The sequence below is a fragment of the Geodermatophilus sp. CPCC 206100 genome (genome assembly GCF_048569675.1).
Classification (GTDB): domain Bacteria; phylum Actinomycetota; class Actinomycetes; order Mycobacteriales; family Geodermatophilaceae; genus Geodermatophilus.
Map to the genome: position 1 here is coordinate 38,193 of NZ_JAQISV010000001.1, position 15,439 is coordinate 53,631.

The following is a 15,439-nucleotide window of genomic DNA, read 5'->3' on the forward strand; positions in this document are numbered from 1 at the left end:
TCCGCCGGAGCTCCGCGGGCCAGGGTCCCCGGGCCGCGGTGCACCGCCCCGCGGACCGCGGACCCGCGCCCCCACCCCTCAGGCCGGGGCGTCCAGCCCGCTCGCCGCGGCCGCGTCCAACAGCCAGCGGGTCGCCCGGCGGCCGTGCACGCCCGCCGCGGGCAGCGCGTCCGGCCCGGGTCGCTCACGCAGCGCGCGGGCCACGGCCGGCGCCTTGCCCTCGCCGGCCACCAGCAGCCAGATCTCCTCGGCGGCGTTGATCGCGCCGAAGCCGAGGCTGATGCGGGTGGGGGGCGGCTTGGGGCAGTCGCGCACGGCGACCACGAGCCGCTCGTCGGTCGCGGCCGGCGAGTCCGGGAAGATCGACGCCACGTGACCCTCCGGGCCCATGCCCAGCAGCAGCACGTCGATGCGGGGCAGTGGTGCGCCCTCCGGCGCCGCGGCGGCCAGTTGCCCGGCGTACCACTCGGCGGCGTCCTCGGGCTCGGCGAACCCGGCGTCCGCGGCGGGCATGGCGTGCACCCGTGCGGCGGGGACGTCGACCGCGTCCAGCAGCGCCTGCCGGGCGCCGGTCTCGTTGCGCTCGGCGTCCCCCGCGGGCAGCCAGCGCTCGTCGCCCCACCAGACGTCCACCGCGGTCCAGTCGACCCGCTCCCGCTCCGGCTCGGCGGCGAGCGCCGCCACCCGCTCCAGCACCGCGGTGCCGATGCCGCCGCCGGTGAGCACGACCGTCGCCGTCCCGTGCACGGCCTGCGCCGCCGCCAGCCGCGCGACCAGCGCGGACGCGACCGCCCGGGTGAGCCGGTCGGCGTCGGGCTCGATGACCACGTCGGGGACCCGACCGCCCTCCTCCGCCAGCCCCCCGGCGACGCGGTCTCCCGGGGGGAGGCTCACGGGCGCACCTCCTCGCGGTTGTGCTCGCCGTGCTCGGCGACCTCCTCGGCGCCCTCGGAGTCGGCGGGCACCGTGGGCAGCGGATCGCCCGCGCCACCGCTGGCCGCCGCGGGGTCGAACCAGACGTGCGAGCGGTCGGGTGACCGGGCGGCCAGGCCGGTCACGCCGGTCGTCGCCTCCAGCGCCTCGGCGAAGGGCTCGTCGGGGTCCAGCCGGCGCAGCTCCTCGCCGACCAGGTCGCCGAGCTGCCGGTCCGGCAGGGCCACCATCGCCTCGGGCCGGTAGGGCTGGGCGATCACCGCCCCGCCCCGGCGGTCGGCGGTGACCCGCACCTCCTCGTCCTGGTCCAGCTGCAGGACGACGGAGGAGACGCCGCTGGGCCCGGGCCGCCGCTCGCCCTCCACCACGGGGATGGTGGTGTCGCAGCGGGCGCTGAGCCATCCGGCCATCAGCAGGGCGGTGGCGTGGTTCCGGTCGCCCTCCACCTGCCCGCCGCGCACGCGGACGGCGTCCCCGCGGCGGCCCGAGACCGAGTCCAGCGTCGAGGTGAGGGTCGCCCGCCACGGCGTGCTGCGGGTCCAGGCGAGGTCGGTGTCCCCGGGGGCGTAATCGGTGGCGCGGGTGCGCAGCGCCGCCAGCTGGTCGTCGGCGAGCGAGCTGTCGGTGATCCGCCGGTCGGCGATGACCGCCAGCGCGTCGGTGCTCAGCCCCTCCGGCGGGGTGCCGTGCCACCAGGTGACCACCGGGGCGTCGGCGGCCAGCAGCGGCAGCACCACCGACTCCGCGTGCAGCGCGAGCCGCCCGTACATCCGCATGACGACGGCCTCGCCGGGGCCGAGCCGGCCGCCGATGAGCACCTCGGCGTCCAGCCGCGGGCTGGGGGCCTCGATCTGCCGGCGGACGACGATGAGCAGCCGGCAGGGGTGCTGCTCGGCGGCGGCGGTGGCGGCCTCCTCGGCCTCGGTCACCCGCCCCTCGTCGGCGACGACCACCAGGGTCAGCGCCACCCCGGACAGGACCGCGCCGCCGGTGCGCCGCTGGGCGGCCAGCTCCTTGACCACGGCGGATCCCGTGGTGTCCCACAGGGTCGTCATGGGGTCTCCTCCCGTCGGGTGGCTGTAGCGGGGACGCAGCTCCGCCGGGGTCCCCGCGGGGACGGGGAGCGGAGCGGAGCGTCCTCGTGGGGTGGGTTCACGGTCGCCGCCACCGGCGTCCCTCGGCGGCCAGCATCTCGTCGGCGGCCCGCGGGCCCCACTCGCCGGCCCGGTATGGGTGCGGCGTGGTGCCGGCCCAGAACTCCTCCAGCGGGTCGATGACCGACCACGAGGCCTCGACCTCGGCGTTGCGGGGGAAGAGGGTGGCGTCGCCGAGCAGCACGTCCAGCAGCAGCCGCTCGTAGGCCTCGGGGCTGGCCTCGGTGAACTGCTCGCCGTAGAGGAAGTCCATCGACACGTCGCGGACCTCCATGACGCTGCCGGGCACCTTCGATCCGAACTTGAGGGTGACCCCCTCGTCCGGCTGCACCCGCACCACCAGCTGGTTGTTGCCGAGCTCCTCGGTGTCGGTGTCGGCGAAGGGCAGGTGCGGCGCCCGCTTGAAGACCAGCGCGATCTCGGTGACCCGCCGCGGCAGCCGCTTGCCGGTCCGCAGGTAGAACGGCACGCCGGCCCACCGGCGGGTCTCCACGCCCAGCCGGACGGCGGCGTAGGTCTCGGTCGTCGACCCGGGGTCCACGCCGTCCTCCTGCCGGTAGCCGCTGGCCCGCTGGCCGGCCAGCCAACCCTGCTCGTACTGGCCCCGGACGGCGAAGGTGGACAGGTCCTCCGGCAGCGAGATGGCCCGCAGCACCTTGAGCTTCTCGGTGCGGATCTCCTCGGCGGAGAACTCGACCGGCTCCTCCATCGCGGTCAGCGCCAGCAGCTGTAGCAGGTGGTTCTGCAGGACGTCGCGGGCGGCTCCGGTCTCCTCGTAGAACCCGGCCCGGCCGCCGATGCCGACGTCCTCGGCCATCGTGATCTGCACGGAGTCGACGTTGTGACCGTTCCAGATCGGCTCGAACAGGGTGTTGGCGAACCGCAGCGCCATCAGGTTCTGGACGGTCTCCTTGCCCAGGTAGTGGTCGATGCGGAAGACGTCCTCGGCGCTGAACACCGAGTCCACCAGCGCGTTGAGCTCCCGGCTGGAGGCCAGGTCGTTGCCGAAGGGCTTCTCCACGACCACCCGGCGCCAGCGGTCGGGGGTGCTCTCGGCCATGCCCGTGCGCTGCATCTGCTTGAGCACCACCGGGAACATCGCCGGCGGGATCGAGAGGTAGAACGCGGCGTTGCCGCCGATGCCGTGGGACCCCTCCAGCTCGCCGAGCGTGGCGGCCAGCTCGTCGAACGCGTTGTCGTCGTCGAAGGAGCCCTGGACGAACCGGACACTGCCGGCCAGCCGCTCCCAGACCTCCTCGCGCCACGGCGTCCGGGCGGCCTTGCGGGCGGCGTCGCGGGCCAGCTCGGCGAAGTCGGTGTCGCCCCAGTCCCGGCGGGCGAACCCGAGCAGGGCGAAGTTGGTCGGGAGCAGGCCACGGTTGGCCAGGTCGTAGACCGCGGGCAGCAGCTTCTTGCGGGCCAGGTCGCCGGTGATGCCGAAGACGACCAGGGCGCAGGGCTCCGGGACCCGAGGCAGCCGCCGGTCCCGCGGGTCGCGCAGCGGGTTGGTGATCATCGTCCGTCCTCGAGGTCGGCGGGGACCCGGCGTCCGGCGCGGCGGTGGACCGGACGGCGGGGTGGGTCGCAGAACACGTCTCGACTGTCGATCCTGCTGGACACGGCTCAGCTGAGCGCGTCGAGCAACTGGTCGACGCCGGCGGCGCGGTCGGTCAGGTGCAGGTGGAGCAGCGGGCGCCCCCGGGCGGCGGCGGCCTGCCGGTCCGAGGCCGCCTGCGCCGCCTGCAGCGCGCCGAAGGACCAGGGCCGGTCGGGCACCGGGAGGTCCTCGGCGACGTCCCCGGTGAGCTGCAGGTACACGCCGGTCTGCGGGCCACCCCGGTGGTACGGGGCGGTGGTCCGGCGCACCTGCGGCCCCCACCCGAAGGTGACCGCGAGCGAGCCGTGCGCCGCGAGCGCGGCCCGCAGCCGGGCCGCGCCGGCGTCGCGCACCGGGTCCAGGTAGGCGGTGACCGTCAGCGAGCCCCGCGGCGGGACGGCGGCCAGCAGCGCGGCCAGGGCCAGCGCGACGCCGTCGTGCTGGGAGAGGTCCACGTCGTCGAGCACCCCGCCTGACCCCGCCAGCTGCACCGCGCCGATGGTCGCGGCCGGGCGCTCCTCCACCGGCCCCGCCTCCAGCAGGGCGCGGACGTCGTCGTCGACGTCTCGCGGCTCGAACGGGTCGATCCCGAGCAGCCGGCCGGCGACCGCGGTCGCGTACTCCCAGCCGAGGAACTGCGCGCCCAGCGGGCCGGTGACCCCGACCGACGGGCCCGGCGGCACCGGCTCCCCGCCGAGGACGGCCAGCAGCCGGTCGGCGCCGGCGGCCCCCGGCGCGTCGACCGACTCCAGGACGACCGGGAGCAGGCCGCGGCCCCCGGACCCGGTGGACCCGGCGACCAGCTGCTCGACCCAGCTCCCCAGGCCGGCCGGCGCGGCGTCGCCGTCGACCAGGGCGACCTTGTCCCGGCCGGTGCGGAAACCGGCCCCCAGGGCGACGCCGAGCTCCAGCGCGGCGTTGTCCGGCTTGCCCAGCTCCTCGGCCAGCTCCGCCGCCTCGTCCAGCAGTGCCGCGACGTCGGCACCGGCCAGTGCCGCGGGCACCAGGGCCGAGGCCGAGAGGGCGCCGAACCGGCCGCCGACCTGCGGGTCGTCGGCCAGGACGACCGCGCGGGCGCCCATCGCGGCGGCGGTGTCGGCCAGCGGCGAGCCCGGGCCCGCGACGACCACGAAGCGGGCGCCGATCCGCGCCTCGTCGAGGCCGGCGGCGGCGAACGCGGTGACCAGCGCGCGGCGGTGCGCGTCGGTCGTCCCGTCGTCGCCGGAGGACGGGGTCACCACGACGACGGTGCGCTCCAGCTCGGCGGCGGCCGCCGCCACCTGGCCCGGGTCGGTCCCGTCCAGCACGACCAGCGGCACGCCGGCCGCCCGGCAGGCCACCGCCGCCGCCAGTGCGGCGCCGCCCGAACCGCACAGCACCACCCGGTCCAGGCCCTCGGCCTGCAGGTCGGCGCGCAGCGCGGTCAGCCGGGGCACCAGCTCCCCCGACGTCGCCGGGAGGTCGAGCCAGCCGAGCCGGGCCGCCGTGCCGTCGGCGGCGTCCGGGTCCCACAGCGTGGGGTCCTCGGCCACCAGGCGGGCGGCGACGTCGTCCTCGGCGACCTGGGCCCGGACGGCCGGTGGGACGTCCAGGCCCGCGCAGGCGAAGCGCAGCGTCACCGGCCCTCGGTCACTTCTTGTCCTGCAGCTCGCTGCGCACCGAGTCGGTCAGCTCGTCCCACGAGTCGACGAACTTCTGCACGCCCTCCTCCTCGAGGACGCGGAAGACGTCGTCGAGGTCCACGCCGGCGTCGGCGATGGCCCGCATCACCGAGGCGGCCTCGTCGTAGGTCTTCTGCACCAGGGTGCCCGGGCTGCCGTGGTCGGCGTAGGCCATGAGCGTCTTCTCCGGCATGGTGTTGACCGTGCCGGGGGCGATGAGCTCGCTGACGTAGAGGGTGTCGGGGTAGTCGGGGTTCTTGACCCCGGTCGAGGCCCACAGCGGGCGCTGCGGGCGGGCGCCCTTGGCCTCCAGCGCCTTCCAGCGGTCGGAGGAGAACACCTCCTCGTAGGCCTGGTAGGCCAGCTGGGCGTTGGCCAGGGCGGCCTTGCCCTTGAGGGCGGTGTCGGCGCCGGCCTTCTCCAGCCGCTTGTCGATCTCGGAGTCCACGCGGGAGACGAAGAACGACGCCACCGAGGCGATGCCGGACAGGTCGGCCGCCGGGTCGTCGGCCAGCCGCTGCTCCAGCCCGCTGAGGTAGGCGTCCATCACCGCGCGGTAGCGCTCGAGGCTGAAGATGAGGGTGACGTTGACACTGATGCCGCGGGCGATGGACGTCGTGATGGCCGGCAGGCCGGCCTCCGTCGCCGGGATCTTGATGAACAGGTTGGGCCGGTCGACCAGCCACCACAGGTGCGCGGCCTCGGCGGCCGTGGCGTCGGTGTCGTGCGCGAGACCGGGCGCGACCTCCAGGGAGACCCGGCCGTCGCCGGGCTGCCGCTGGGCGACCGGGGCGAGCAGGTCGCAGGCGTCCCGGACGTCGGCGGCGGTGATGGTGCGCAGCGCCTCCTCGACCGACACGTCCCGGACCGCGAGGGCGTGCAGCTGGTCGTCGTAGGACTCCGACCCGCTGATCGCCGCGGCGAAGATGGTCGGGTTGGTGGTGACGCCGACGACGCCGTGCTCGTCGACCAGCGACTGCAGGTTGCCGCTGCGGATGCGGTCGCGCGAGAGGTCGTCGAGCCAGATGGCGACCCCCGCCGACGACAACTCGGCCAGCTTCTCGTTCTGTGCCATGTCAGGTTCCTTCCGGACGTGTGGGCTCGGCCCCCTTGCAGGGACCCGCCGCGAGCCTGCGAGTGGTGGGGAGCAAGGGGGGTCCTTCTACCTTCAGCGGTCCCCGGTGGGGTGGGGCAGGCCGCCGGTGGCCGCGACCGGGCCCGCGGGGACGGCAGCGCCGGAGCGGGCGGCCTCGAGCGACTCGCGGGCGGCGGCGACGACGGCCTCGTCGGTCAGGCCGAACTCCTCGTACAGGACCGAGTAGGCGGCGCTGGCGCCGTAGTGCGTGAGGCCCACGATCCGGCCGGCGTCGCCGACGAACTCCCGCCAGCCCATGGGCACGCCGGCCTCGACGCTGACCCGGGCGCGGACGGTGGGCGGGAGCACCTCGTCCTTGTACGCCCGGTCCTGGTCGGCGAACCACTCGACGCACGGCACGGAGACGACCCGGGTCGGGACGCCGTCGGCCTCCAGCCGCTCCCGGGCGGCGACGGCGATCTGCACCTCGGAGCCGGTGCCCAGCAGGATCACCTCCGGCTGCCCGTTCGAGGCGTCGGCCAGGACGTAGGCGCCGCGCGCGGCGCCCTCGGCCGAGGCGAACTCCGCCCGGTCGAACACCGGCAGGTTCTGCCGGGACAGCAGCAGACCGGCCGGCCGGTCGTTGTTCTCGAGGATCGTCCGCCACGCGACGGCGACCTCGTTGGCGTCCGCCGGACGGACGACGTCCAGCCCCGGCATGGCCCGCAGCGCAGCGAAGTGCTCGATCGGCTGGTGGGTGGGGCCGTCCTCCCCGAGGCCGATCGAGTCGTGCGTCCACACGTAGGTGACGGGCAGCTGCATGAGCGCGGCCAGCCGCACGGCCCCGCGCATGTAGTCGGAGAAGGTGAGGAACGTGCCGCCGTAGACGCGGGTGCCGCCGTGCAGCGCGATGCCGTTCATGATCGCGCCCATCGCGTGCTCCCGGACGCCGAAGTGCAGCGTGCGGCCGTACGGGCCACCGGACCACATCTTCGTCTGGCGGTCGGCGGGCAGGAACGACGGTTCGCCCTTGACCGCGGTGTTGTTGCTCTCGGCCAGGTCGGCCGAGCCGCCCCACAGTTCCGGCAACGCCGGGTAGAGGGCGGCGAGCACCTCGCCGGAGGCCTTGCGGGTGGCCACGCCCTTCGGGTCGGCATCCCAGCTGGGCAGTCGGTCGGCCCAGCCGTCGGGGAGGGTGCGGGTGGACATGCGCTCCAGCAGCGCCGCGCCGTCCGGGTCGGCCGACGCCCAGGCGTCGAAGCGCTGCTGCCACTCCGCGTGCTCCTGCCGGCCTCGCTCGACCACGCCGCGGGCGTGCTCGAGGACCTCGGGGGCGACCTCGAAGGTCTGCTCCGGGTCGAAGCCGAGCACCTCCTTGGTCGCCCGGACCTCGTCCTCGCCCAGCGCCGAGCCGTGCGCGGCGCCGGTGTTCTGCTTGTTGGGGGCCGGCCAGGCGATGATCGTCCGGAGCACGACGATCGAGGGCCGGGAGGTCTCGGCCTTGGCGGCGGCGAACGCGGCGTCGACGGCGGCGAGGTCCTCCCCGTCGTCCACGTGCTGCACGTGCCAGCCGTAGGCCTCGTAGCGCTTGCCGACGTCCTCGGTGAAGGCGACGTTCGTGTCGTCCTCGATGGAGATGCGGTTGTCGTCGTAGACGAGCACCAGGTTGCCCAGCTGCTGGGTGCCGGCCAGCGACGACGCCTCGCCACTCACGCCCTCCTCCAGGTCGCCGTCGGAGGCGAACACCCAGATGGTGTGGTCGAAGACGCTCTCGCCCTCGGGGGCGTCGGGGTCGAGCATCCCGCGCTCGCGGCGGGCGGCCATCGCCATGCCGACCGCGTTGCCCACGCCCTGGCCCAGCGGGCCGGTCGTCGTCTCCACGCCGGGGGTGTGGTTGACCTCCGGGTGGCCCGGGGTCTTCGAACCCCAGGTGCGCAGCGCCTGTAGGTCCTCGACCTCGAGGCCGTAGCCGGACAGGAAGAGCTGGATGTAGAGGGTCAGGCTCGAGTGCCCCATCGACAGCACGAACCGGTCGCGGGCCACCCAGTTCGGGTCGCTGGGGTCGTGCCGCAGCCACTTGTGGAACAGCAGGTAGGCGGTGGGCGCCATGCTCATCGCCGTCCCCGGGTGGCCGTTGCCGACCTTCTGGACGGCGTCCATCGCCAGGACGCGCACGGTGTCGATCGCGCGGCGGTCGAGGTCCCCGAAGCCCTCCGGCAGGGTCGGCCGGGGCTGGCGCGGGTCGCCGGTCGGGGCGTCGGTCGCGGCCTCGGCCGGGGCCTCGGACGCGGTGCTCTGGGTTCCCATCGGGAGTGCTCCTCGGGTCGGCCTGTGCGGGACCGCCCGGGGTGGCCGGTGACCACGGCTCCCGGGCGGACGACGGTGCGGAGCTCCAGCGACCGGCCTGCGTGGTCCGCGCTCCGGCGCGCGGAACCTGGACGCACCGTCGTCGTCGACGTCGGCCCTACCCGCTGCATGCGCAGCACCAACGTGACCGACCCTAGTCGGCCGCGCACGGGACGAGACCCTGGTCATGCCCGCCGGGCCGCGGGGCGGCCCCGGGCTACAGTGGACCCCGTTCTGCTGTCCCCGGTCGGAAGGGACCCCGTGCTGTCCAGGTGCCCGGTGGTGCCCTGCCCGCGCACCTGCGAGCCGGCGAGCTCGCGGTGACCGCGCTGTCCGAGCGCCCGGCCGCCCAGCAGGCCCGCCGCACCTCCGCGAGCATCCGCAACTACGTCGCGCTGACCAAGCCGCGGATCATCGAGCTGCTGCTGGTGACCACGCTGCCGGCGATGATGCTGGCCTCCGGCGGCTGGCCGTCGTGGCGGCTGCTGCTGGCGACGATGGTCGGCGGCACGCTGGCCGCGGGGGCCGCGAACGTCTTCAACTGCTGGTACGACCGCGACATCGACCGGCTGATGCACCGCACCGAGCGCCGGCCGCTGCCGATGGGCGAGGTCAGCCCGCGGGGGGCCCTGGTCTTCGGCGTGGTCCTCACCGTGGTCTCGGTGGTCCTGCTGGCGGTCACGACGACGCTGCTGGCCGCCGCCCTCGCGCTGGGCGCGATCGCCTACTACGCGGTCCTCTACACGATGGTGCTCAAGCGGCACACCCGGCACTCGACCCTGTTCGGCGGGGTGCCCGGGGCGGCGCCGGTGCTGATCGGCTGGGCCGCGGTCACCGGCTCGCTGGCCTGGCCCGCGGTGGTCTTCTTCGGCGTCGTCTTCTGCTGGCAGCTGCCGCACTTCTGGGCTCTGGCGATGCGGTTCCGCGCCGACTACGCGCGGGCCGACGTCCCGATGCTGCCGGTCGTGGCCACCCCCCTGTCGGTCGGCCGGCAGACCGTCGTCTGGACCTGGCTGACCGTCGCCGTCTCGCTGCTGCTCTGGCCGGTGGCCGACGGGTTCGGGATCGGCTGGGGCTACACCGCCGCCGCCGCGGGGCTGGGCCTGTGGTTCGCCGTGGAGGCGCACCGGCTGCTGCGCCGGATCCGCTCGGGCGCGGAGACCCGGCCGATGCAGCTGTTCCACATCTCGATCACGTACATGACGCTGCTGTCGGTCGCGATCATCGTCGACGTCCTGGTCTGAGAAAGGACCCCGTCCTCCCCACCCTTCGCACGCTCAGGGCGGGCCCCTGGACGGGGCCAGGAGCCGAGGCGGGACCCCGTCCTCCCCACCCTTCGCACGCTCAGGGCGGGCCCCTGGACGGGGCCAGGAGCCGAGGCGGGACCCCGTCCTCCCCACCCTTCGCACGCTCAGGGCGGGCCCCTGGACGGGGCCAGGAGCCGAGGCGGGACCCCGTTCTCCCCACCCTTCGCAGGCTCAGGGCGGGACCCGGGACGGGGCCACCGGCCGCTACGGTGCCGGGCGTGCGCCGTGAGCTGTCGAACGGGGAGTTCGACGCCCTCGGCATGGGGCGGCTGGTCGGTCCGGACACGAGGTCGTACTCCCGTCGGACGACGCGGATGGAGCGCCGCGAGGTCGCCGCGCTGGTCGAGTCCGGCTGTCCCGTCGTGACCTACCACCCGGGCGGGCAGCTCGTCTGGCACGACGAGGACGACGCATGGCCGGCCTGGGCGGACGCCCGCACGTCGCTCACGACGGAGGCGCCGGACCCGCGGCGAGAGGGATCGGTGACGGCCGGCAGGTGGGAGTGCGTCGACGGGTCGCTCCTCGTCGTCCTGCTCTGGCACCACTGAACCGGTCAGAGCTCCGGACCGAGTGGCGAGCAGCCGTCCTGTCCGGACCCGCTTGACCACGGCCGCTCGCCACTCGGGTCCGGCGGTGCCGGACGGCGGCGTCAGCGGGTGGCGGGGGCCGGGACCGAGGGCGCGTCCAGCGGCAGCTCGGACGCCGGACCGCGCACCGACCACACCAGTCGGGCGGTGAACGCGGTGATGACCACCGCGCCCAGCATGTGCAGCAGCACGAGCGCGACCGGCAGATCGGTGAAGTACTGCACGTAGCCGACGACGCCCTGCGCGACCTGGGCGACCAGCAGGTCACGGGCGGCCCGGCGGACGCGGCCGGGGGAGTCGGTCGCGTGCAGGGCGACGAGCAGGGCGACCGTCAGCCCGAGGAGCAGGAACACCGAGTCGGCGTGCAACTGGCTGACCAGCTCGGGGTCGAAGCCGGTGCGGCCGGCCTCCGGGTCCCCGCTGTGCGGCCCGCTGCCGGTGACCACGGTGCCGAGCACGAGGACGGCGGCGGTGGCCGCGGCGATCCCGGTGACCAGCAGCGCGAACGGACGGCGGACCAGCAGCTGGCCGACGCCCGGTTCGCGGGACCGCAGCCAGAGGACGGTCGTGACCGCGACCAGCGCCGAGGACACCAGGAAGTGCGCCGCCACCGTCCACGGGTTGAGGCCGGTGAGCACGGTGACGCCGCCGAGCAGCGCCTGCGCGGGGATGCCGAGGAAGGCGACGACGGCCAGGGTCCGCAGGTCGCGCCGGGTGGAGCGGAACACCGCCACGACCGTGGCGATGGCCACCGCGGCGAGGACGAAGGTGAGCAGCCGGTTGCCGAACTCGATGACGCCGTGGCCGGCGAGCTCCGGGGTGGCGACGAAGCTGTCGTCGGTGCACCGCGGCCAGGTGGGGCAGCCGAGTCCCGAGCCGGTCAGCCGGACGGCGCCGCCGGTGACGACGATGGCGCCGTTGGCGACGACGTTGGCCAGGGCGAAGCGGGACACGACGGCAGGGGAGACCGGCACGCTCCGATGCTAGGCGGTCGGGCAGCGGGCCCCCGGCGCGCACGGCGGCGCGAGGGGGCCGGTGGACCGGGCGGAGTGGCCTTCGCCACACCGGCCGGCGGGGATCGCCTGCTCCACCGTGGGCCTCGTCGGGAGGTAAGGCCAGCCTTGGTTGCGAGCGCGCCGAAATAGGCAACACTTGTGTTGTGGAAAGCCGGAGCACGCAGGTCGCCGGGGGTGGGACGCCCGCCGTCCGGTCGTCGGCCACCGCGGACGACGGCCGCACGCGGCACCGCGTCACCGCCCTGCTGCTCGAGCACGGCCCGCAGACGGCCACCGAGCTCGCCGGCCGGCTCGGGGTCTCGTCGACCGCCGTCCGCCGGCACCTCGACGCCCTGGTCGCCGCCGGCCGGGTCGAGGAGCGCCGGTCGCCCGGCACCCCCCGGGGCCGCGGCCGGCCGGCGCGGCTGTTCCACCTCACCGACGTCGGCCGCCAGGCCTTCCCGCACGCCTACGACGACCTGGCGCTGACCGCGCTGCGGTTCGTCGCCGACTCCGCCGGGCCGGACGCGGTCCGCGCCGTGGCCGAGGCGCAGCTGGCCGGCCTCGAGCGGCGCTGCTCCACGGCCGTGGAGCAGGCGGCCGGCACCGGCACCGTCGACCGGGCCCAGGTGCTCGCCGCGGCCCTGACGGCCGAGGGCTACGCTGCCTCGGCCTCGGCGATCTCCAGCGGCGGGCAGCTCTGCCAGCACCACTGCCCGGTGGCGCACGTGGCGGCGGAGTTCCCGCAGCTGTGCGAGGCCGAGACCGCGGTGATCGGCCGGCTGGTGGGTACCCACGTGCAGCGGCTGGCCACGATCGCCCACGGCGACGGCGTCTGCACCACCCACATCCCCGGACCGTTCCGGGGCGGGGACGGACCGGTCGTTGCTCACACCCGCGGGGGGAACAGATCGACCCCCGCGCACCCTGTACCAGGTGAGCGAGCGGCGCGGCCAGGCCCGCGCACCGCACCGTCCACCAGCACCACCCCCACGAAGAACCGGGAGAGGACGCCCGCATGACCAGCACCCAGCAGCCGGTGACCAGCACGCCGCTGACGCAGGACGAGCAGATCGACCAGCTCGGCCGCTACCAGTACGGCTGGGCTGACGCCGACGTCGCCGGAGCATCGGCCAAGCGTGGTCTGGGCGAGGACGTCGTCCGGGACATCTCGGCCCGCAAGAACGAGCCCGAGTGGATGCTCGAGCGGCGGCTCAAGGCCCTCAAGCTCTTCGACCGGAAGCCGATGCCCGACTGGGGCTCGGACCTGTCCGGCATCGACTTCCAGAACATCAAGTACTTCGTCCGCTCCACCGAGGCCCAGGCCGCCTCGTGGGAGGACCTGCCCGACGACATCAAGAACACCTACGACCGGCTGGGCATCCCGGAGGCCGAGAAGCAGCGGCTGGTCGCGGGCGTCGCCGCGCAGTACGAGTCCGAGGTCGTCTACCACCAGATCCAGAAGGAGCTGGAGGACCAGGGCGTCGTCTTCCTGGACACCGACACGGCCCTCAAGGAGCACGAGGACATCTTTCGGGAGTACTTCGGCTCGGTGATCCCGTCCGGGGACAACAAGTTCGCCGCGCTGAACACCGCGGTGTGGTCCGGTGGCTCCTTCATCTACGTGCCGAAGGGCGTGCACGTCGAGATCCCGCTGCAGGCCTACTTCCGGATCAACACCGAGAACATGGGCCAGTTCGAGCGGACGCTGATCATCGTCGACGAGGGCGCCTACGTGCACTACGTCGAGGGCTGCACCGCGCCGATCTACAAGTCGGACTCGCTGCACTCCGCGGTCGTCGAGATCATCGTCAAGAAGAACGCCCGCTGCCGGTACACGACCATCCAGAACTGGTCGAACAACGTCTACAACCTGGTCACCAAGCGGGCGATCGCCCACGAGGGCGCGACCATGGAGTGGGTCGACGGCAACCTGGGCTCCAAGGTCACCATGAAGTACCCGGCGGTCTGGATGACCGGGGAGCACGCCAAGGGCGAGGTGCTCTCCATCGCCTTCGCCGGTGAGGGCCAGCACCAGGACGCCGGCGCCAAGATGGTGCACGCGGCGCCGAACACCTCCTCGACCATCGTGTCGAAGTCGGTGGCCCGCGGCGGCGGCCGGACCTCCTACCGCGGCCTGGTCCAGATCGACGAGGGCGCTTACGGGTCGAAGTCGACGGTGAAGTGCGACGCGCTGCTGGTCGACACGATCAGCCGGTCGGACACCTACCCCTACGTCGACGTCCGAGAGGACGACGTCGCGATGGGGCACGAGGCGACCGTCTCCCGCGTCAGCGACGACCAGCTCTTCTACCTGATGAGCCGCGGCCTGTCCGAGGACGAGGCCATGGCGATGGTGGTGCGCGGCTTCGTCGAGCCGATCGCCCGGGAGCTGCCGATGGAGTACGCCCTCGAGCTGAACCGCCTGATCGAGCTGCAGATGGAAGGTGCCGTCGGCTGATGCCGGACCAGAACACCCCCAGCACCACTCCCGAGGACGTCGCGGTCGCGCCGGCCACCCTCGCCGGCGAGCTGTTCGCGCCCGGCGTGGGTGCGCAGGCCGGGCCGCCGACCACCCCGGCGTCGGCGACCGCCACGGCGGGCGGCGCCACCCCCGGCGCGCACTCGCACGGGGGTCCGGCCCCGACCGGGTCGCCGGCCGAGCGCTTCACCTCGACCGACCCCGAGGCCTTCGGCGAGCCGACCGGCCGCGAGGAGGAGTGGCGCTTCACCCCGATGCGCCGCATCCGTCCGCTGCTGCAGGGCGCGCCCTCCGACGCGCACCTGCAGTGGGAGACCGACCTCCCCGAGGGCGTCGAGCTGACCAGCGTCCCGGCCGACGACCCGCTGCTCAAGGGGCTGCCCGAGCCGGTCGACCGGCTGGCCGCGCTCACCCGCCAGCGCAGCGGCGGCGCGGCCGTCGTCCGCGTGCCGGCCGAGGCGCAGCCGGACCGCCCGGTCACCCTGCGGCTGTCCGGCACCGGGTCGGACGAGGTCGTGTGGGGCCAGCTGGTCGTCGAGGTGGGCGCGTTCGCCGAGGTGACCGTCGTCCTCGACCACGACGGCCTGGCGCGGTACTCCGGCGGCGTCGCCGTCCTCGCCGGGGACGGCGCGCAGGTCACGCTCGTCTCCGTGCAGGAGTGGGCGCCGGGCGCGGTGCACGGCGGCCAGTTCGACACCGTCGTGGGCCGCGACGCCACGGTCAAGCAGGTGGTGGTCACCCTCGGCGGTGACCTGGTCCGGCTGGTCAGCAACGTGCAGTACGCCGGCCCCGGCGGGACGGCGGAGCTGTTCGGCGTGTACTTCGCCGACGAGACCCAGCACCAGGAGCACCGGCTGTGGGTCGACCACGCGGTGCCCAACTGCACCAGCAACGTGCTCTACAAGGGCGCGCTGCAGGGCGAGAAGGCGCGCACCGTGTGGGTCGGCGACGTCCGGATCCGCCCGGCGGCGACCGGCACCGACACCTACGAGCTCAACCGCAACCTGGTGCTCACCGACGGCGCCCGCGCCGACTCGGTGCCCAACCTGGAGATCGAGACCGGCGAGATCGTCGGCGCCGGCCACGCCAGCGCCACCGGCCGGTTCGACGACGAGCAGCTGTTCTACCTCTGCTCGCGCGGCATCGACGCCGAGACCGCCCGCCGCCTGGTCGTCCGCGGCTTCTTCGCCGACGTCGTCCAGCACATCGGGCTGCCCGAGCTGCAGGACCGCCTCATGGGCTCCGTCGAGGCCCGCCTGGGCGCGCTGCCCAGCCTCGACGAGCAGCCGGTGGAGGCCTGAG

The 15,439-nt window shown here is 74.6% G+C and carries 12 protein-coding genes; 5 read left to right on the forward strand and 7 right to left on the reverse strand.

What is annotated here, in order from left to right:
* Positions 1–78 precede the first annotated feature (78 nt).
* From pgl to tkt, 6 genes are all read right to left on the reverse strand, one after another.
* Positions 79–894: a 6-phosphogluconolactonase gene (gene pgl / locus PGN05_RS00190; RefSeq protein ID WP_419750118.1), complete on the reverse strand. Its 816-nt coding sequence runs from the start codon at positions 892–894 to the stop codon at positions 79–81.
* Positions 891–1,988 (reverse strand): glucose-6-phosphate dehydrogenase assembly protein OpcA, encoded by a 1,098-nt coding sequence (locus tag PGN05_RS00195; protein ID WP_419750119.1) that lies wholly within the window; start codon positions 1,986–1,988, stop codon positions 891–893. The genes pgl and PGN05_RS00195 overlap by 4 nt, the downstream gene beginning before the upstream one ends.
* A gap of 97 nt (positions 1,989–2,085) precedes the next feature.
* On the reverse strand, positions 2,086–3,603 hold the full coding sequence (gene zwf, locus PGN05_RS00200; protein WP_419750121.1) for a glucose-6-phosphate dehydrogenase: 1,518 nt from the start codon (positions 3,601–3,603) through the stop codon (positions 2,086–2,088).
* 107 nt (positions 3,604–3,710) lie between these two features.
* Entirely contained in the window at positions 3,711–5,303 is a 1,593-nt protein-coding gene (locus PGN05_RS00205; protein ID WP_419750123.1) for a glucose-6-phosphate isomerase, read from the reverse strand.
* 10 nt (positions 5,304–5,313) lie between these two features.
* Positions 5,314–6,420, reverse strand: a complete 1,107-nt coding sequence (gene tal, locus PGN05_RS00210; protein WP_419750124.1) for a transaldolase — start codon at positions 6,418–6,420, stop codon at positions 5,314–5,316.
* Positions 6,421–6,513: 93 nt separating this feature from the next.
* Complete coding sequence (gene tkt, locus PGN05_RS00215) at positions 6,514–8,727, reverse strand: transketolase (protein WP_419750126.1); 2,214 nt, start codon at positions 8,725–8,727, stop codon at positions 6,514–6,516.
* Positions 8,728–9,038: 311 nt separating this feature from the next.
* On the opposite strand from tkt, the gene PGN05_RS00220 reads away from it, so the two are divergent.
* Complete coding sequence (locus PGN05_RS00220; protein ID WP_419750127.1) at positions 9,039–10,010, forward strand: heme o synthase; 972 nt, start codon at positions 9,039–9,041, stop codon at positions 10,008–10,010.
* A gap of 281 nt (positions 10,011–10,291) precedes the next feature.
* Positions 10,292–10,621, forward strand: coding sequence for a hypothetical protein (locus PGN05_RS00225; protein ID WP_419750129.1), 330 nt, complete (start codon positions 10,292–10,294; stop codon positions 10,619–10,621).
* A gap of 101 nt (positions 10,622–10,722) precedes the next feature.
* Here the strand turns inward: PGN05_RS00225 and PGN05_RS00230 are convergent, their stop codons facing one another.
* A complete protein-coding gene (locus PGN05_RS00230; protein WP_419750131.1) occupies positions 10,723–11,634 on the reverse strand; it encodes a COX15/CtaA family protein in 912 nt (303 codons plus the stop codon).
* Positions 11,635–11,819: 185 nt separating this feature from the next.
* On the opposite strand from PGN05_RS00230, the gene PGN05_RS00235 reads away from it, so the two are divergent.
* From PGN05_RS00235 to sufD, 3 genes are read left to right on the forward strand one after another with little or no spacing between them, the layout of a single operon-like run.
* Complete coding sequence (locus PGN05_RS00235; protein ID WP_419750133.1) at positions 11,820–12,677, forward strand: helix-turn-helix transcriptional regulator; 858 nt, start codon at positions 11,820–11,822, stop codon at positions 12,675–12,677.
* Positions 12,674–14,116 (forward strand): Fe-S cluster assembly protein SufB, encoded by a 1,443-nt coding sequence (sufB, locus tag PGN05_RS00240; RefSeq protein ID WP_419750134.1) that lies wholly within the window; start codon positions 12,674–12,676, stop codon positions 14,114–14,116. Before PGN05_RS00235 ends, sufB begins: the two co-directional genes overlap by 4 nt.
* Entirely contained in the window at positions 14,116–15,438 is a 1,323-nt protein-coding gene (gene sufD / locus PGN05_RS00245; protein WP_419750135.1) for a Fe-S cluster assembly protein SufD, read from the forward strand. Before sufB ends, sufD begins: the two co-directional genes overlap by 1 nt.
* The last annotated feature ends 1 nt before the right edge of the window (position 15,439 follow it).